Source organism: Streptomyces sp. NPDC059247 (assembly GCF_042754005.1).
Lineage (GTDB): Bacteria > Actinomycetota > Actinomycetes > Streptomycetales > Streptomycetaceae > Streptomyces.
The window spans coordinates 100,821-117,744 of sequence record NZ_JBHYZW010000014.1; the positions used below are offsets into that span (position 1 = coordinate 100,821).

A 16,924-nucleotide genomic window follows, 5' to 3' on the forward strand; every position below is an offset into this window, starting at 1 on the left:
GTAGGACGGCGAGGGGCTTCCGGAGGTTGAGCGCCCCGGAACTAGTACCAGCGGTTGGCCAGCCAGAACGACCAGGCACCGCACGGGTTGCCGTACTTGCCGTTCATGTAGCTGAGGCCCCACTTGATCTGGGTGGCGGGGTTGGTCTGCCAGTCGGCACCGGCCGAGACCATCTTGCTGCCCGGGAGGGCCTGGACGAGACCGTAGGCGCCCGAAGAGCGGTTGACCGCGAGGTAGTTCCAGGTGGACTCGTGGCTCACGATGTTGCTGAAGCACTGGAACTGCGAGGCCGGGACCATCTGGCGGGCGATGGCCTTGACCTCGGCGACGGAGTACGAGCTCTGGGGCGCGAAGGACGAGGCGTCGCGGGCCGCGTCACGGCTGGCGCGCTCCTCCTTCTCCTTGCGCTCCTTCTCGGCCTTGGCCGCCTTGTCGGCGGCCTCCTTCTTGGCCTCGGCGTCCTGGGCCGCGCGGAGACGAGCGGTCTCCTCGGCGGACTTCCTCGCGACGGAGTCCGCGGCGGCGGCCTGGACGTCGGCCTGCTCCGCGAGGGAGGAGACCTGTACCTGGGCCTGCTCGCCCGCGGGGATGTCCGCGAGCAGCGTGGTGTCGGCCGCGGCGGCCTCGAAGTTGTCGTCCGAGGGCTGAGCGGCGTTACCCGAAGCAACGCCCACGACGGCGCCGACGGTGGTGACCGCGGTGGCCGAAGCCACCGCGAATCCCCGGACCGAGATCCGGCTCACACGGTTTCCTTCCAGCATCGCCCGCACAGGTGACCACGCGAGCGAAATCGTGCCCCTGGCGCTGGTCTCCGACGTACGGGGTCACAGGAGACGCGGGCCCGTGGTGCTGTGGGCGGCATACGGCTGACGGCTGTTGAGTTGTGGTGACGCTGTGACACCCCTGAGGGTGCACGTGTGCCGTATGCGGGGCCTGACGGAAGCAAGACTTTGCCGGACGGCGCCACCGCAAGGCAATTCCCGTCTGCGTGTGAAAGCTCACACCCGACCGGGCGCACGTGTTTCGGAGGATACGGCGGACACGGCGGCGCCGCCCGGCTAAGCTCCTGCGCCCGGCCGGACGGCGCCAACTTCCGTACGCGTACGGATACGTACGAAACGGTCAGATCTGACCGTCCTCCAGCATCTCCGTGACGAGCGCCGCGATCGGGGAGCGCTCGGAGCGGGTGAGCGTGACGTGCGCGAAGAGCGGATGGCCCTTCAGTTTCTCGACCACGGCGACGACTCCGTCGTACCGGCCGACCCGGAGGTTGTCCCGCTGGGCCACGTCATGGGTGAGCACCACCCGCGAATTCGACCCGATCCTGGACAGAACGGTCAACAGGACGTTCCGTTCCAGGGACTGGGCCTCGTCGACGATGACGAACGCGTCGTGCAGCGAGCGGCCCCGGATGTGGGTCAGCGGCAGGACCTCCAGCATTCCCCGGCCGAGCACCTCCTCGATGACCTCCCGGCCCGCGACCGAGGACAGCGTGTCGAAGACGGCCTGCGCCCACGGGCTCATCTTCTCGGCCTCGCTGCCCGGCAGATAGCCGAGCTCCTGGCCGCCGACCGCGTACAGCGGACGGAACACCATCACCTTCTGGTGCTGGCGGCGCTCCAGGACCGCCTCCAGGCCCGCGCAGAGCGCGAGCGCGGACTTGCCCGTGCCCGCCCGGCCGCCCATCGAGATGATGCCGACCTCCGGGTCGAGCAGCAGGTCGAGGGCGATCCGCTGCTCGGCGCTGCGGCCCCGGAGCCCGAAGGCCTCCCGGTCGCCCCGGACCAGCCGCACGTTCCCGTCGGGGGTGACCCGGCCCAGCGCCTTCCCGCGCTCGGACTGGAGCACCAGACCCGTGTGGACCGGCAGCTCGGCGGCCTCCGGCACGTACAGCGAGTCCTGGTCGTAGAGCAGGTCCACCTGGTCGGCGGAGAGCCCCAGCTCGGTCATCCCGGTCCAGCCGTTGGCGTCCGTGATGGCCAGCTCGGCCCGGTACTCCTCGGCGAGCAGCCCGACCGAGGAGGCCTTGATGCGCAGCGGCAGGTCCTTGGAGACGACCGTCACGTCGTACCCCTCCGCCTGGAGGTTGCGCGCGACCGCGAGGATCCGTGAGTCGTTGTCCCCCAGCCGGTATCCGGCGGGCAGGACGGAGGGGTCCGAATGGTTGAGTTCGACCCGCAGGGTGCCGCCCAGATCCCCTATGGGGAGCGGGGCGTCCAGACGTCCGTACCGGACCCGGAAGTCGTCCAGGAGGCGCAGGGCCTGCCGGGCGAAGTAGCCGAGCTCCGGATGGTGCCGCTTGGCCTCCAGTTCCGTCACCACCACGATCGGGAGCACGACCTCGTGCTCCTCGAAGCGGGAGACCGCGTTGGGGTCGGCCAGCAGGACGCTGGTGTCGAGAACATAGGTGCGCCGGTCGGAAAGGCGGCGCTTCGTGCTGGTCATCACGGAAGGACAGACCCCCTCGGAAGACCCCTGTGAGGTCAGGGTGCGACGGAACCGGTGTCGCTGCGGAATGGGACCGGGTGCGGGCCGCCGTGCGCGGGCCGGACCTCGGCCCTCCGCTTCTCCCGTGCGTGTCCCGCACGGTCGTCCTGGTGCAAGGGGCCTCCCGGGTGGCGGTCTCCGTGCCGCTCACTTCACCGTGAATATGCCCTCGAACGGGGGCCGCCATGCAGGCACCCATGACGACGTGTTCGTGAACACCGGGTGATCGGTTCCGAGGAGGTTCCGGGCCGGGATCAGGTCCCGTAGCGCCGGTGGCGGGCCGCGTAGTCGCGCAGCGCCCGCAGGAAGTCGACCTTGCGGAAGGCGGGCCAGTGCACTTCGCAGAAGTAGTACTCGGAATGGGCGCTCTGCCACAGCATGAACCCGGAGAGCCGCTGTTCGCCGCTGGTGCGGATCACCAGGTCCGGGTCGGGCTGGCCGCGCGTGTAGAGGTGCTCCGAGATGTGCTCGACGTCGATGGTCTCGGCCAGCTCCTCGAAGCTGGTGCCGCGCTCCGCGTGCTCCAGGAGCAGCGAGCGGACCGCGTCCGCGATCTCCTGCCGGCCCCCGTAGCCCACCGCCACGTTGACGAGTATCCCCGTGTTGTCGTGGGTGTTCTGCTCGGCTTCCTTCAGGACGGTCTGCGTCCGCGCCGGGAGCAGGTCCATCGTGCCGACGTGGTGGACCCGCCAGCGGCCGTCGGAGGCGAGCGCGCGCACGGCGCTCTCGATGATCCCGAGCAGCGGCCCGAGCTGTTCCTCGGGCCGGTTCAGGTTGTCCGTGGAGAGCATCCAGAGCGTGACGACCTCGACGTCGGTCTCGGCGCACCAGCCGAGCAGCTCCTGGATCTTGTCCGCGCCCGCCCGGTGTCCCTGCTCCGGGGTCCCGCCGGACGCCTTGGCCCAGCGGCGGTTCCCGTCGAGGATGACCCCGATGTGCTTGGGCACCTGGGTGTGGTCGAGGCGGCCTTCCACCCGGCGTGCGTAGAGCCCGTACACCAGGTCGCGCAGGTTCACCGTTCTTTACCCCTCCGTGCAGCGGCGGGTCCGCCCCACCGCGGCGGTCCGCAAGCCGCCACACTACTGCGCACGGGCGACGCCCTCCCAGCCCGGGACTGTCACAAGTCCGTGATAAGCAGAGATACGTGACTGATTCCCCCCTGTACCGCGCCTCCGCGGACCGCTACGACTCCATGGAGTACCGCCGCTCGGGCCGCAGCGGCCTCAAGCTCCCCGCGATCTCCCTCGGCCTCTGGCACAACTTCGGCGACGACCGGGCGCTCGACACCCAGCGTGCGATCCTCCGGCGCGCCTTCGACCTCGGCGTCACCCACTTCGACCTGGCGAACAACTACGGGCCGCCGCCCGGCTCCGCCGAGCTGAACTTCGGCAAGCTCTTCGCCCAGGACTTCGCGCCGTACCGGGACGAGCTGATCGTCTCGACGAAGGCGGGGTACGAGATGCACCCCGGCCCGTACGGCGAGTGGGGCTCCCGCAAGTACCTGCTGTCCTCGCTCGACGCCTCCCTGAAGCGGATGGGCCTCGACCACGTCGACATCTTCTACTCGCACCGCTTCGACCCGGACACCCCGCTGGAGGAGACGATGGGGGCCCTGGCCTCCGCCGTCCAGCAGGGCAAGGCGCTGTACGTGGGCGTCTCCTCGTACACCGGTGAGCAGACCGCCGAGGCCGCGCGGCTGCTGCGCGAGATGGGCGTGCCCGCCCTGATCCACCAGCCCTCGTACTCCATGATCAACCGCTGGACCGAGGAGGACGGCCTGCTCGACACCCTGGAGGCGGCCGGGATGGGCTGCATCTCCTTCGTGCCGCTGGCGCAGGGCCTGCTCACCAACAAGTACCTGAAGGGCATCCCCGAGGGTTCCCGGGCGACCCAGGGCAAGTCCCTCGACCCGAACCTGCTCTCCGACGAGGTGCTGCGGCGCCTTCGCGGTCTCGCGGACATCGCGGAGCGGCGCGGGCAGTCCCTGGCGCAGCTCGCGCTGTCGTGGGTGCTGCGGGACGAGCGGATGACCTCGGCGCTGATCGGCGCGTCCAGCGTCGCGCAGCTGGAGGAGAACGTGGCGGCCCTGGTGGGTGCGCCGCTGACCGCCGGGGAGCTGACGGAGATCGACTCGTTCGCCGTCGACACCGAGGGCGCGAACATCTGGGCCGGCCGGGGCTGATCCCCGCCCCGGGCCCGGAATCCGTCGGCGGACCGCCGGCGGATCAGCAGGCGGATCACCGGGCGAATCGCCGGGAGAGAAAAAACGGGCCGGTCCGTGGGGGGGATACGGACCGGCCCGAGGGGGGGTTTCCACCATAACCCTTCGATAGTCGTGGCGCGCGCCACGCGCGCCGGAGGAAGTCGCCGGAATGGGGCGGATCCCTTGGGGGACAAGGGCTCTGGGGGCCTGTGGCGGGTTTGCGCCCCGGCGTGGCGGCGGGGTTCCGTCCCTCCCAGGAGGGACCGGCCGGGGGCGTCCGTTGACGCGGTGCGGGTGACCGGGGCCCGGAAGCCCCAGCGGGGTCGAAGTGCCTCAGGGGACGGCCGTGAACGCGCCGAGGAGCAGACCGGACAGTCCGCCCCCCAGCATGAACGGGCCGAACGGGATCATGGAGGAGAGCTCCGCCCGCCGCAGCAGGACGAGCCCGAGGCCGTACACCGCGCCGAACAGGAACCCGGCGAACGCCCCGACGAACAGGACGCCCCAGCCGTACCAGCCGAGGGCCGCGCCGAGCGGCACCGCCAGCTTCACGTCACCGAGGCCGAGCTGGCTCGGGTTGACCAGGGAGAGCAGCAGGTAGCCGCCGCCCAGGACGAGCGCGCCGAGCAGGGAGTGCCGCCAGGAACCGGCTTCGTACGGGAGGAGCACGGCGGCGCCCAGGAGCAGCGGGACGGCGAGGGCCAGCGGCAGGGTGAGGCCGTTCGGGAGTCGACGGACCCGCGCGTCGACCCCGGCGAGGAGCACCGCGAAGGGCGCGCCGAGCAGCCATACGGCCAGTTCGGGCCGGGGCCCGCCGGTGGCGGCGGCGAGCGCGGCGCAGCTCACGGCGGTGAGCAGCGGCGCGGTGAGCGGGGCGGTGGCCGTCGCGCACCCTCCCCGGCCGGGACCGCCGAGCCAGCCGCGCGCGGGCCCGGCGAACGGGTGCCCGGCGGGGCAGCGGTCCCGTGGGGGCTCGTCGGAGGCCACGGCGAGCCGGTAGGCGGCCCGTGGCACGAGCAGACCGGCGGCGGCGCCCCAGAGGGCGGCGAGGGCGATCAGGGTGACGTACACGGGCCGACCCTAGGGCCTGTCGTCACCTTCCCGTCGTCGCCCGGAGGGCGGCCCCGCGGCGTCTGGTGCGTGCTCTCGGCGTGCCGGGGGGAAGTCCTCGTACTGGACGTACTCGGGCTTTCGCCCGGTGCGGCGAGAGCGCGTGCCAGGCGTCGTGGGGCAGACGGGAATGTGACGACAGGCCCCAGGGGGCCGGTGCCGTCCGTCGGGCCGGATCGGGGAATCGGGGGCCGGTGGACGGGACGTCCCCGGGCCGGGGCGGCGCTACGGTCTGGGGCATGGGGAAATGGAAGGACGGGGCCGGGACGCTGACGGTGCCCGGCGGGGCCGGGGTGCCGCTGGAGGTGGCGGCCTCGTACCGCGCGCGGCGGCGGGGGCTGCTCGGCCGGGACGGGATCGCGGGGGCGCTGCTGATCGTCCGGACGAACAGCGTCCACACCTTCGGGATGCGGTTCCCGATCGACGTGGCCCATCTGGACGGCTCGTTCAGGGTCCGGTCGGTCGTGACCATGCGACCGGGCAGACTCGGCATGATCCGGCCACTCGGGCGCCATGTCCTGGAGGCGGAGGCGGGCACGATGGCCGCCTGGGGCCTGCGGCGGGGGGTACGCGTGCGCGTGGAGGGGGAAACGGGGGAAGCGTCCGGAAACTGACGGCGTGCTGGGGGCCGGGGAGCGCGGGGAAGTCCTGGCGGGGTGGCTCGGCGGGGCCGGTGGTCGGCGGGGTGCCGCTCGACGGGTCACCGGGGCGCCGCTCGGCTGGTCGCCGGGGTGCCGCTCGGCCGGTCGCCGGGACGGGCGCCGAGATGTCCGTCGGCCGGGTCGTCTCGGCGGGCCCGGGGCGCACCGCGGACACCCCGCGACCGGTCGCCTCGGCGGGCCCCGGGCGTCTCAGGCGCTCCGCGACCGGTCGCCGTCGCGGGCCGGGGCGCCGGGAGGCCCCGTGACCGGGAGCCTCTGCGGGGGCGCCGGGGCGTCCCCGCCGGGCGTCACGGCGGGCCCGTGCCGAGGAGGGTGAACGCCCCGTACACGGCGGAGGCGAGGGCCAGGACGGCCAGGACCGGGACGACCGTGCGGGTCCGCAGCCGCGCGAGGGCCACGGCGGGCGGCAGCAGCAGCCCGAAGGCGGGCATCATCAGCCGGGGCCGGGACCCGAAGTACGCGGCGCCGACGAGCGAGACGAGGACCACGCCGACCGTGTAGACGAGCAGCGGCAGCGGCTGCCGCTGCCGGACGCACAGCGCGACCAGCCAGCCGAGCAGGGCGAGCGCGGCGCAGAGCCCGAGGGCGGCGGGCCACGGCAGCCCGGCGATGAACCGGGCGAGGGCGACCCCGCCGTCGATGGAGTTGCCCCAGGCGGCCTGCACCTCGAAGTAGGCGGTCGCCGATCCCTGCCGGACACCGACGTACACGATGTACGCGAGCCAGCCCAGCGGCGCGAGCAGCACCCCCGCCACCGTCCTCAGGGGCAGCCGCCGGTCCCGCGCCAGCGTGACGAGGGCCGTGATCCCGAGGGCGGCGATCAGCGCGACGGCCGTCGGCCGGGTCAGTCCCGCCGCCGCGCACAGCGCTCCGGCCAGCAGCCAGCGCCCGCGCAGGACCGCGTACAGCGACCAGGCGGCGAGGGCCGTGAACAGGGTCTCCGTGTACGCCATCGACTGCACGAACGCGGTCGGGTACACCCCCCAGAGCACCGCGAGCAGGACCCCCGCGCGCGGGCCGAAGGCGAGGGTGCCGCACCGGTGGATGCCCCAGGCGGCGACGAGCCCGGCGGTCCACGAGACCACGAGACCGGCGGTGGCCGCGTCGATCGGGAGGACCGTGGACAGGCCGCGTTCCAGGGCCGGGAAGAGCGGGAAGAAGGCCAGGTCCGCGTGGAGGTCGCCGTTCGGGAGGGTGACCTCGTACCCGTAGCCGTGCTCGGCGATGCGCCGGTACCAGACCGAGTCCCAGCGGCCGTTGAGCCGGTGCAGCCCGTCCTTGCCGGTCAGGGCGGCGACGAGGGCGAGGACCGCGAGACCGACGACCCGGGTGGCCGCGTAGCCGCCGACCGCGAGGAGGGTGTGGCGGTCGGGGCGCAAGGTGCTGACGGGGCGGGCGGTGCCGGTGGGGCGGGGCGGGGACATGCGCCCGATTATGGTGCCCCCGCCGTCTCAGCCGCGCGGCCTTATACGGCCGTACCTCGCGGCCATCAGCGGACCCAACTGGTCCACGATGGCGTGGCCCGGCTCCTTCGGGGAGGGCAGGTCTCCCAGGAACGAGGTGACGATCACCTCGTCGACGCCCAGGACACCCCGGCGGGACTGCTCCTCCAGGAAGGCGAGCGTCCGGCGCCAGTCGGCCGTGCCCTTGTCCTCACCGAGGAAGGAACGGACCGTGTCCTGGACGACGTCCCAGAAGAACACGTGCGGCTGCACCGCGCCCTGATGGAAGACGTGGCTCTCGTACCTGCCCCGGAACTCGGGCAGCCGGGTGACGAGGTCACTGACCAGCTGTACACCCGGGGATTCACCCGGCGTCGTCGTCATCTGTCCAGAATGCTCCCGCCCGGCGGGGGTGTCCCCCCACTTTTGCGCTTTCCTGACGACACCTTTCGCCGGGTTTTCCCAGGACCATACGGAACGTCCTCCTTCCGAGTGCTTCGGTAAATTCATGCGGTTCACCGGTGCCGGGAGGCGCCCCTGTCCGGACCGGCGCGGGAGGCGCGATCCGGACAGGAGGACGGCCTAGGGAGCCGACGGCGCGGAGGGCGCCGAGGTGCGGGGGAAGGAGATCTCGACCCGGCGGTTCTTCTTCCGGCCCTCCTCGGAGCCGTTGTCGGCGATCGGGAAGTCCTCGCTGTAGCCACGGATGTCGAAGGCGGTGCCCGGCGGGAGGGTCCGCGACAGCACCTGCTGCACGGCGACGGCACGCTCCTTGGAGAGCTTCAGACCGTGCTCGTACGTCCCGAGGTCGTCGGTGAAGCCGAAGATCCGGACCCGTCCGGAACCGAGCCTGGTGATCTCGGCGGCGACGGCGGCGATACGGCCGTGGGCGGCGGGGCTCAGCTTGGCGCTGTCCTTCGGGAAGAGGACCTCGGCCTGGAGCGCGAAGGTCACGTCCACATTGGTGTCCTGACGGCGCTCCTCACCGCCCTCGTCCTCGACGATCTGCTTGATGTCGAGGACCTTGGCGGGCGCGAGGGTGGCGCCGTCGGGCAGCATCAGGCCCGGGGCGGCGGAGTCGATGGCGGGCGGCGGGGAGGAGGTCCCGGCGGAACCCGGCGGATCGTCGGCGTGGGCGACGGGACCGGTGAGGGTCCCCAGGACCACGGAAACGACCACGAGAGCGGCGAGGCGGCGGTATGTCGTCGTCATGGCGTCGCCTCAGGAGAGCTTGAGGGTGGCGGGTTCGAAGGTGGGCAGCTGGAAGGAGACGTCGGTGGTGGTGGGGGGTGGGGCGGGGAACTGGAGGAAGACGGCGGCCTTGCCCTTGGACGGCAGGGACCCGAGCCCCGTGGTAGTCAAGGGACGACCGTCCGTGTCCCGCAGGACGTAGTAGCGCTTCTTGCCCACGGAATCCACCAGTGTGGCACCGCCGAACGAACTACCGTGCTTCATGACCTCCGTCTCGTCACCGCTCGTCTGCGACGAGATGATGGCCGCGGAGTCGGAGGCGTTCACCAGCTGACCCTTGATCGTGACGAACCCACCAGCGTCACGGTCCACGGAGGTGACGGTGAGCTCCAGCCCTCTCTGTCCTCGCATGACGGCAAGCTTCTCGGCGGGCTCCTCGGGTGCCGGGGAAGCCTGGGCCGAGTCGCTCGCGCGAGGAGCCGCCGCTGTCGACGCCGGCTTGTTCTGCGGCTTCTCCTCCGCACCACAACCGGCCACAAGGAGCACCACGGAAGCAACGACTGCCGCAGCCGCCGGGCCGTGGGCCTTTCTCGCGTACCGCACGTTCATGAAGCGTGCTTCCTTTGCTCGTTTTCTGGTCAGTCGGAAAGTTGCACTGCGAAAAGATCGGACGCACCGGGAAGCACCGGATTCCCGGGGTCGATCTCCCAGGGTTCGCCACCGCACACCAGGCCGAGGATCGGCTCCTCCTCGTCCGGCTCCGGAGGCGTCGGCTCCTCCGTGGGTTCGGGAGGTGTCGGTTCCTGGGTCGGTTCGGGCGGGTCGAAGGTACACCGCGGCTTCAGGACCGCCTCTGCTGAGGCGGTGGCGTGCCGTGACTCCGTTCCCGGAATGATGGACCGGCCGACCGTACCGGTCGTACGAACCGTCACCTTGAACCCTTCGTCAGGTCTGGCGGAGAAGCTCGCGCACCCTCCCGAGGGGATCTCCGCCTCATTCCTCGCCGCGAAGGAGGCGGCGCTCCGGCACGCGGAGACCTCGTCGTATCCGTCGCCCCGGAGATAGCGCTCCCACTCTGCGGGGTCCGCCAGCACTCCGAGCCAGCGGTCGCGCAACTGGCTCCGGGCGTCTTGCGCGGCTGCGAGAGCAGCCGCGTCCGCGGCGGTCTGGGCACCACCGCGCGTGATGGCGGCCTGACCGAACGCGAAGTACACAAAGGCGAGGAACAAGAGCCCCGCCACGACGGCCACATACGCGGGAAACGCCTGCCCCGCGTCACGCTTCGAGACGGCCGCCGCTATTTGCCACCCGTCACATCGGCGATCTTCTGACTGATCGCATCCTTGATCGACTTCCCGATGTCCGTGCCCGTGATCGCGATCACGATCGCCACCACCACCACGATGATCCCCAGGTACTCCACGGCCGTCTGGCCCCGGTCCCTGCGGAGCAGGGCGGTGGTGATGTGGACTCTGGCCCTGGTCATGGCCTTCAGCATCGCGTCGTTCATCGTGGTCCCCTCCGCGTCCAGACGCCTGCGCACCGGCACTGTACGGCCGTGCGTTCCTCACTACCCAGGGCCCCGGGGCCCATTCGTCAGGTCCGGTCGCGGGCGGGGCCCGGTGCCCAGCCTGGAGGCTATGGCCTCCGTCCCGGTGCGGGTGGGCGGTTTGACGAAGATGTGATGCTCGGCCGTGTTCTCCCCGGGGAGGCGCGCCGGGCCGCTCCGGGGCCCGTCCGCCGTCTCCCGTCCCGCCCTCCTCACTCACCGGCGACCGAGCCGAAGTCCGTGCCGGTGCCGAGGAAGAGGCCCGCGCCGAGGAGGATGATCGTGGCGGGGACCATGAGGGTGGTGATGACCATGGTCGCCTTGGGGACCGCCCTGGCGGCCTTGCGGCGCGCGTTCTGGGCGTCGGTGCGGCGCATGTCGTCGGCGATCTGGATGAGGGTGTCGACGATCGGCGCGCCGAGTTCCTCGCCCTGCTGGAGGGCGGTGACGAACTGGGCGACCTGTTCGGAGTCGTTGCGGCGGCGCAGTTCGTCGAAGGCCTGTCTGCGGCTGACGCCCATGTCCATCTGGCGCAGGGTGATGCGGAGTTCGTCGGCCCAGGGGCCCTCGTACTTCTCGGCGACGCGTTCGAGGGCCTGGCGGAAGCCGAGTCCGGCGGAGACGACGACGGCGAGGACGTCGAGGAAGTCCGGCAGGGTGCGTTCGATCTGGTCCTTGCGGATGCGGACGGCGGACCAGATGCCGACCTCGGTCCAGAAGGCGCCGAAGGCGAGCAGCAGCAGGGCGGTCAGGTACGAGCCCCTGCCGAGCATCAGGAGGGCGCCGAGGAGGCCCAGGAAGCCGTAGACGGCCCGGCGGGCCCCGTACCGGTCGATGGTGAGGCCGCCGGGGTTCCCCGCGAGGTCGATGCGGCGGCGTACGGCGTTGACGCGCGCCGGGCCCATGAGCCGGAGCACCGCCGGGGACCAGCGCATACCGAGCCGGTCGACGGCGGAGTCGACGGCGCCGGTGCGGGTGGCGCCGACCTCCAGGGCGAGCCTGAGGTCGTCGGGGAGCTTGGCGTCGGCGCGGTAGAGGCGCAGACCGTAGCCGATGCCCGCGACGGAGAGCCCGGCGAGGAGGGAGAGGAGGAGTCCCATGGCGCGGCCCCTACACGTCGATCTTGGAGAAGCGGCGGATGACGACGAAGCCGACCGCGTACAGGGCGAAGGCGGCGACGACGGCCGCCTGTCCGATGCCGGAGCCGGTCATGCGGTCGAGGGCGCCGGGCTGCATGTTGTCGATGAGGAAGAGGGAGCCGATGCCGATGACGGGGACGGAGTACGCGGTCATGCTCACCTGGGAGAGCTGGGTGCGGACCTCGCGCCGGGTCTCCTTGCGTTCCTCCAGGGTCTCGGTGAGGTTGCGCAGGGAGGAGACGACGGTGCCGCCCGCCCGGTTGGCGAGGACCAGGGTGGTGACGAGGACGACGAGTTCGCGGGAGGGCAGGCGTTCGGCGAGTTCGCCGAGGGCGTCGTCGAGGGAGGTGCCGACGGCCAACTGCTGGGCGACCTTCTCCAGTTCGTCGCCCGCGGGGGCTTCGAGTTCGTCGGCGGCGAGGCTGAGGGCCATCCGGAGGGCGAGTCCGGCCTGGGTGGCGTTGGCCAGGATGCGGGAGAGTTCGGGGAGCTGGTTGATGAACTTCTCGATGCGTTTCTGGCGCTGCCAGTTGAGGTAGCCGAGGGCGGCCCAGATGCCGAGGAGTCCGCAGATCGGGCCGAAGAACGGGGACAGCGCGGCCTGTCCCGCCGTCCAGAGGACGACGACGGTCGCGGCGAGGGCGACGGTGAACTCGCCCGGGGTGATGTCCCGTCCGGTGGCCGCGATCCGCAGTTCCAGTCTCCGGCCGAGGGCGGTGCGCCGGACCCGCCGGTCGATGCCGCGGAAGGCGCGGCGGCGGCCTCCGGTGCCGGGTGCGGCGGTGTCGTCGAGGCGGGCGACGAGGGCCGCGTGGCGGCGGGCCCCGCTCGCGTACAGCTGAACGCCGGTGATGCCGAGCGCGCAGGCGAGGAGCGTCACGGCCACCGTGAGCCAGAAGGGGTCGGTCATCATTCCGCCTCGCGGGTGGTGAGGTGGGCGTCGGTCGGGGCCACGCCGAAGGCCTGCGGGAGGGGCTGGCCCGCCAGGTACAGGCGTTCGGCGACGCGCCGGGGCAGCGGGTGGTAGGTGAACTGCCCGTACACCCGGCCGTCGGCGGCGAGCGGCTGGGCGTGGAAGCGGCAGACGGTGGCGAGCAGGAACCGTTCCCTGCCGTGCGAGGCGAGGACGGAGATCTCGGTGATCCTGCGGGTGCCGTCGGGGTGCCGGGTGAGCTGGACGAGGACGTCGACGGCGCTGTTGATCTGGTCGCGGAGCGCCTCGAAGGGAACCTTGACCTCGGACATGGAGGCGAGGGTCTGGAGACGCATCAGGGCGTCCTCGGCGGAGTTGGCGTGGACGGTGGCCAGGGAGCCGTCGTGGCCGGTGGACATGGCCTGGAGCATGTCGAGGGTCTCACCGCCGCGGACCTCTCCGACGATGATCCGGTCGGGGCGCATCCGCAGGGAGTTGCGGACGAGGTCGCGGATGGTGATGGCGCCCCGGCCCTCGATGTTCGGCGGGCGGGCTTCGAGCCGGATGACGTGGGACTGCTGGAGCTGGAGTTCGGCGGAGTCCTCGATGGTGATGATGCGTTCGCCGTCGGGGACGAGGCCGGAGAGGGCGTTGAGGAGGGTGGTCTTCCCGGTGCCGGTGGCGCCGGAGACGATCAGGTTGAACTTGGCCTGGACGAGCCCGGAGAGCAGCAGCAGCATCTGCTCGTCGAGGGAGCCGAGGCCGACCATCTCGTGGAGGGTGTACGCGCGGGGGAAGCGGCGGATGGTGAGGGTGGCCCCGGTGAGGGAGAGCGGCGGGATGATGACGTTGACGCGTTCGCCGGACGGGAGCCGGGCGTCGACCATCGGGTTGGACTCGTCGACGCGCCGGTTGACGGTGGAGACGATCCGCTCGATGGTCTGCATCAGCTGGTCGTGGGAGGCGAAGCGGAGCGGCAGGAGTTCGACGCGGCCCGCGCGTTCGATGAAGATCTGGTCGGGGCCGTTGACCATGATCTCGGTGATGGAGGCGTCTTCGAGGAGCGGTTCGAGGACGCCGAGTCCGAGGGCCTCGTCGACGACCCGGCGGATCAGCTGGGAGCGTTCGGCGGTGGAGAGGACCGGGCCCTCGCGGCTGATGATGTGGCCGAGGACGCGTTCCAGCCGGGCCCGGCGCTCGGCGGCGGCCAGCGCCGACATCTCGGTGAGGTCGATCTCCTCCAGGAGCTTGGCGCGGAAGGCGGCGACGAGGTGGCCGTCCTCCCGGGCCGCGGCGGGGCCGCCGCGTTCCTCGGGGGCGTTGATCCGGGAGCGCAGGCTCATGGCCGGGCCTCCTCGTCGCTCAGGGGCATGGTGGCGGTCTTCTCGACGGGGTCGAAGTCCCAGAAGGGCACGACGGAGGGGACGCGGACGGTGACGGTGGCGACGGCGGCGTCGCCCTCCGAGCGCGCGTCGACGGCGGTGGCCCAGGGGGCGGCAGCGCGGCCGACGGCGCCGGGGGCGGGGCCGTGCGGGTCGTCGCTCAGCACCGCCTGCGCCCGCGCGGCGGCGCGGGCGGCGGTGCCCGCCTGCTGGGCGGCGTACGCGGCGACGCCGAGCTGGAGCCCGGCGAGTCCGACGATCAGCAGGACGGGCAGGAACCCGAGGTACTCGACGGCGGCCTGACCCCGGTCCCGGTGCCGGGCGGGCGGGCGGTCCGCCCGGGGGGACGGGGCCGCGGTCGCCGCCGGGGGGACGGGGCGCGGTCCCGGGGCCGTACGGGGGCGGGGCGGCGCTCCTGTACGGGGGGCGGTCGCCGCGCGGGGGCGGGGGTCCGGGGTGGCATCGGTGCCGGGGGCCTTACCCGTATGCGGATCCGCCGCCGTACGGGCGCGGCTCGGGGCCGTGTCCGACGCGCCTGGCGTCGGGCAGGCCCGGGGGCCCGGGGCCGTACGGGCACGGGCCGCCGCTCCCGCACGGGGGGCGGTCGCCGCACGGGCGCGGGAGCCCGGGGAGGCATCGGTGCCGGGGGCCTTTCCCGTATGCGGATCCGCCGCCGTACGGGCGGCGGCGCGGGCCGGGGCCGACTCCCCCGCCCACGAGCCCCTCGGGGTACGGGCGCGGCTCGGGGCCGTGTCCGACGCGCCTGGCGTCGGGCAGGCCCGGGGGCCCGGGGCCGTACGGGCGCGGGGCGCCGCTCCCGCACGGGGGGCGGTCGCCGCACGGGCGCGGGAGCCCGGGGAGGCATCGGTGCCGGGGGCCGTTCCCGTACGCGGGCCCGCCGCCTTACGAGCGGCGGCGCGGGCCGTCTGCGGCTGCGTACGAGCGTGGCCGTCCGGAGACGTACGGCCACTGGTGCCGGGCGGCTTCCCTGCGGCCGGGCCCGGCATCGTACGAACAACGGCGCGGGCCGCCTCCGGCTCCGTACGAGCGCGGCCGTCCGGAGACGGGCGGGCACCGGCGCCGGGGGCCTTCCTCGTGGCCGGGTCCGGCATCGTACGAGTGCCGTCCAGGGGCGTCCCCGGGGCGTTCGGGGGCGTGGGGGTACGGGAGCGGGAGGGGGCTTCGTGGGGCCGGTTCTCGGGGGTCATCGGGCGAGGTCCGTCTCGTCCACCGCCGCGGCCTCGGCCGTGACCGGGTAGAGGCTGCCGAGGCCCGGGATCAGGAGCGGGACGTCGATCTTCACGACCGCCGTCACCATGCCGCCGCCCTTCGAGCAGCGCGGCGAGGCGCCGGAGGCCCAGGCTCCGTCGAGGTGGCGCAGGGCGGCCTCGCCGCAGTCGTCGCCGACCGCCGCCGCGCGGGCCGCCTCGTCCGCCGCGTTCCCCGCCAGGGTGAACGTGTAGCCGACCAGGACGATCTGCCAGAGCAGGGCGAGGGTCAGCAGGATCACCGGCACCATGCCGGTGAACTCCACCGCCACCTGTCCCCTGTCGTCGTCCCGGATCGCGGTCACGGCTCAGCGTCCTCCGGTGCGGCGGCGCAGGCCGAGCGAGCCTCGGTCGCCCGCGCGCACGAGCTGCTTGCCCGGCCGGTCGGCGGCACCGGCGGCGGGCGTCCCGACGAGGCCCAGCTCTCCCGCGAGGGCCCACAGGGCCTGCTTGACCGTGGACCTGGCGTCGAGCTCGTGCAGTTTGCCCGCGTCGACGACCGCCTGGAGCTCCTTGAACTGCGCGGGGACGGAGACCCCCGCCACCCGGGTGCCGGTGATCTTCTGGACGAGGGGCGGCTGGATCTCGGTGGAACGGCCGTGCCGGTTGACGACCGTGACGGTCTCCTCCGCCTTGCGGACCTGGAGCCGTTCCCACATGCGGACGGTCCGCCGGGCGGCGCGGACCGCGACGACGTCGGGGGTGACGACGAGGAGGGCGGTGTCGGCCATCTCGACGGCGGCGGCGCCCGCGCCGCTCAGCTGGGAGCCGCAGTCGACGACGACGACCTCGTGGCGTCCGCGCAGGGCGCTGACGATCTGGCGGGCGGCGCGGTCGGTGACCTCCTCGCCGCGTTCGCCCTCGGCGGGCGCGAGGAGCAGGGACAGCCCGGTCTCGTGGACGTACACGGCGTCCTGGAGGACCCGCGGCGAGATGTCGGTGATGGTGGCCAGGTCGGCGACGGAGCGGCGGAACTGGACGTCGAGGTAGGAGGCGAGGTCGCCGCTCTGGAGGTCCATGTCGACGAGGGCGACGGTCCGTCCCGAGGCGCGGGCGGCGAGGGCGAGCTGGACGGCGGTGACGGTGGTGCCGACACCGCCCTTGGCGCCGCTGACGGTGACGACCGTGCCGCCGGGCCCGGTGCTCTGCTCGGCGCCGCCGCCGAGGTGGCGGCGGACGCCCAGGGACCACTGGGCAGCGGCCTGGACGCGGCTGGCGAGTTCCTCGTAGCCCAGGGGGAGGGTGACCAGACCGCGCGCGCCGGAGTCCATGGCGGCGGAGAAGAGCACGGGGCTGGCGTCGGCGGTGATGAGGACCACGCCGACGGCGGGGAAGCGGAGGGCCACCTCGCGGACGAGTTCGAGGGCGGGGACCGGTCCGATCCGCTCGTGGACGAGGACGACTTCGGGGAGTTCGTCGAGGGAGGCGGCGGCGAGCCGGGCGAGGGTGTCGACGAGCTGGGTGGAGTCGGTGACCGGCGGGGCGGGTTCGGCGTCGGGGAGCTGGCCGATCAGCGTGGTCACGGACCGGGCCGCGTCGGGGTCGCCGACGGCCGGCAGGATCCTGATGGTCATACCG

Annotated in this window: 18 protein-coding genes; 2 read left to right on the forward strand and 16 right to left on the reverse strand. The window is 72.8% G+C overall.

Annotation, left to right across the window (positions count from 1 at the left end):
- Positions 1 to 41: 41 nt before the first annotated feature.
- The 3 genes from ACFXGN_RS23630 to ACFXGN_RS23640 form a co-directional block, all read right to left on the reverse strand.
- Entirely contained in the window at positions 42 to 743 is a 702-nt protein-coding gene (locus ACFXGN_RS23630) for a transglycosylase SLT domain-containing protein (RefSeq protein WP_384862548.1), read from the reverse strand.
- 379 nt (positions 744 to 1,122) lie between these two features.
- A complete protein-coding gene (locus ACFXGN_RS23635) occupies positions 1,123 to 2,448 on the reverse strand; it encodes a PhoH family protein (RefSeq protein ID WP_384862550.1) in 1,326 nt (441 codons plus the stop codon).
- Between the two features lie 293 nt (positions 2,449 to 2,741).
- Positions 2,742 to 3,503 carry an isoprenyl transferase gene (locus ACFXGN_RS23640; RefSeq protein WP_384862552.1) on the reverse strand — a complete coding sequence of 254 codons (762 nt, stop codon included), beginning with the start codon at positions 3,501 to 3,503 and terminating at the stop codon, positions 2,742 to 2,744.
- A gap of 128 nt (positions 3,504 to 3,631) precedes the next feature.
- Between ACFXGN_RS23640 and mgrA the strand changes: the two genes are divergently transcribed.
- Entirely contained in the window at positions 3,632 to 4,669 is a 1,038-nt protein-coding gene (gene mgrA, locus ACFXGN_RS23645; protein ID WP_384862555.1) for an L-glyceraldehyde 3-phosphate reductase, read from the forward strand.
- Positions 4,670 to 5,023: 354 nt separating this feature from the next.
- On the opposite strand, the gene ACFXGN_RS23650 is transcribed toward mgrA, so the two are convergent.
- Positions 5,024 to 5,761: a prepilin peptidase gene (locus tag ACFXGN_RS23650; protein WP_384862558.1), complete on the reverse strand. Its 738-nt coding sequence runs from the start codon at positions 5,759 to 5,761 to the stop codon at positions 5,024 to 5,026.
- 278 nt (positions 5,762 to 6,039) lie between these two features.
- Here ACFXGN_RS23650 and ACFXGN_RS23655 point away from each other — a divergent pair, with 278 nt between their 5' ends.
- Positions 6,040 to 6,414, forward strand: coding sequence for a DUF192 domain-containing protein (locus ACFXGN_RS23655; protein ID WP_384862561.1), 375 nt, complete (start codon positions 6,040 to 6,042; stop codon positions 6,412 to 6,414).
- 335 nt (positions 6,415 to 6,749) lie between these two features.
- Here ACFXGN_RS23655 and ACFXGN_RS23660 read toward each other — a convergent pair whose 3' ends face one another.
- From ACFXGN_RS23660 to ACFXGN_RS23715, 12 genes are all read right to left on the reverse strand, one after another.
- Entirely contained in the window at positions 6,750 to 7,886 is a 1,137-nt protein-coding gene (locus tag ACFXGN_RS23660; protein ID WP_384862563.1) for a hypothetical protein, read from the reverse strand.
- Between the two features lie 27 nt (positions 7,887 to 7,913).
- A complete protein-coding gene (locus tag ACFXGN_RS23665) occupies positions 7,914 to 8,288 on the reverse strand; it encodes a hypothetical protein (protein WP_384862565.1) in 375 nt (124 codons plus the stop codon).
- Positions 8,289 to 8,486: 198 nt separating this feature from the next.
- Positions 8,487 to 9,116 (reverse strand): OmpA family protein, encoded by a 630-nt coding sequence (locus ACFXGN_RS23670; protein WP_384862567.1) that lies wholly within the window; start codon positions 9,114 to 9,116, stop codon positions 8,487 to 8,489.
- A 9-nt stretch (positions 9,117 to 9,125) separates the two neighbouring features.
- Positions 9,126 to 9,506: a hypothetical protein gene (locus ACFXGN_RS23675; RefSeq protein WP_384862569.1), complete on the reverse strand. Its 381-nt coding sequence runs from the start codon at positions 9,504 to 9,506 to the stop codon at positions 9,126 to 9,128.
- 227 nt (positions 9,507 to 9,733) lie between these two features.
- On the reverse strand, positions 9,734 to 10,396 hold the full coding sequence (locus ACFXGN_RS23680; RefSeq protein ID WP_384862720.1) for a pilus assembly protein TadG-related protein: 663 nt from the start codon (positions 10,394 to 10,396) through the stop codon (positions 9,734 to 9,736).
- The gene (locus ACFXGN_RS23685; protein WP_384862722.1) at positions 10,393 to 10,593 is read right to left on the reverse strand and encodes a Flp family type IVb pilin; all 201 of its coding nucleotides are present in this window, start codon (positions 10,591 to 10,593) and stop codon (positions 10,393 to 10,395) included. The genes ACFXGN_RS23680 and ACFXGN_RS23685 overlap by 4 nt, the downstream gene beginning before the upstream one ends.
- A gap of 263 nt (positions 10,594 to 10,856) precedes the next feature.
- Positions 10,857 to 11,744, reverse strand: a complete 888-nt coding sequence (locus ACFXGN_RS23690) for a DUF5936 domain-containing protein (RefSeq protein ID WP_384862571.1) — start codon at positions 11,742 to 11,744, stop codon at positions 10,857 to 10,859.
- Positions 11,745 to 11,754: 10 nt separating this feature from the next.
- Entirely contained in the window at positions 11,755 to 12,696 is a 942-nt protein-coding gene (locus ACFXGN_RS23695) for a type II secretion system F family protein (protein WP_384862574.1), read from the reverse strand.
- Positions 12,693 to 14,039, reverse strand: coding sequence for a CpaF family protein (locus ACFXGN_RS23700; protein ID WP_366440000.1), 1,347 nt, complete (start codon positions 14,037 to 14,039; stop codon positions 12,693 to 12,695). Before ACFXGN_RS23700 ends, ACFXGN_RS23695 begins: the two co-directional genes overlap by 4 nt.
- Positions 14,036 to 14,353 carry a TadE/TadG family type IV pilus assembly protein gene (locus ACFXGN_RS23705; RefSeq protein ID WP_384862725.1) on the reverse strand — a complete coding sequence of 106 codons (318 nt, stop codon included), beginning with the start codon at positions 14,351 to 14,353 and terminating at the stop codon, positions 14,036 to 14,038. Before ACFXGN_RS23705 ends, ACFXGN_RS23700 begins: the two co-directional genes overlap by 4 nt.
- Before the next feature lie 929 nt (positions 14,354 to 15,282).
- Positions 15,283 to 15,651 carry a TadE/TadG family type IV pilus assembly protein gene (locus tag ACFXGN_RS23710; protein ID WP_384862577.1) on the reverse strand — a complete coding sequence of 123 codons (369 nt, stop codon included), beginning with the start codon at positions 15,649 to 15,651 and terminating at the stop codon, positions 15,283 to 15,285.
- 3 nt (positions 15,652 to 15,654) lie between these two features.
- Positions 15,655 to 16,920: a CpaE family protein gene (locus tag ACFXGN_RS23715; RefSeq protein WP_384862579.1), complete on the reverse strand. Its 1,266-nt coding sequence runs from the start codon at positions 16,918 to 16,920 to the stop codon at positions 15,655 to 15,657.
- Positions 16,921 to 16,924: the final 4 nt, after the last annotated feature.

Bases quoted from the DNA above. Each gene is read 5' to 3' on its own strand.
- ACFXGN_RS23685 (WP_384862722.1), bottom strand. From the start codon at position 10,593: ATGCTGAAGGCCATGACCAGGGCCAGAGTCCACATCACCACCGCCCTG.
- ACFXGN_RS23695 (WP_384862574.1), bottom strand. From the start codon at position 12,696: ATGATGACCGACCCCTTCTGGCTCACGGTGGCCGTGACGCTCCTCGCC.
- ACFXGN_RS23675 (WP_384862569.1), bottom strand. From the start codon at position 9,506: ATGCGAGGACAGAGAGGGCTGGAGCTCACCGTCACCTCCGTGGACCGT.
- ACFXGN_RS23660 (WP_384862563.1), bottom strand. From the start codon at position 7,886: ATGTCCCCGCCCCGCCCCACCGGCACCGCCCGCCCCGTCAGCACCTTG.
- ACFXGN_RS23715 (WP_384862579.1), bottom strand. From the start codon at position 16,920: ATGACCATCAGGATCCTGCCGGCCGTCGGCGACCCCGACGCGGCCCGG.
- ACFXGN_RS23665 (WP_384862565.1), bottom strand. From the start codon at position 8,288: ATGACGACGACGCCGGGTGAATCCCCGGGTGTACAGCTGGTCAGTGAC.
- ACFXGN_RS23655 (WP_384862561.1), top strand. From the start codon at position 6,040: ATGGGGAAATGGAAGGACGGGGCCGGGACGCTGACGGTGCCCGGCGGG.
- ACFXGN_RS23700 (WP_366440000.1), bottom strand. From the start codon at position 14,039: ATGAGCCTGCGCTCCCGGATCAACGCCCCCGAGGAACGCGGCGGCCCC.
- ACFXGN_RS23690 (WP_384862571.1), bottom strand. From the start codon at position 11,744: ATGGGACTCCTCCTCTCCCTCCTCGCCGGGCTCTCCGTCGCGGGCATC.
- ACFXGN_RS23670 (WP_384862567.1), bottom strand. From the start codon at position 9,116: ATGACGACGACATACCGCCGCCTCGCCGCTCTCGTGGTCGTTTCCGTG.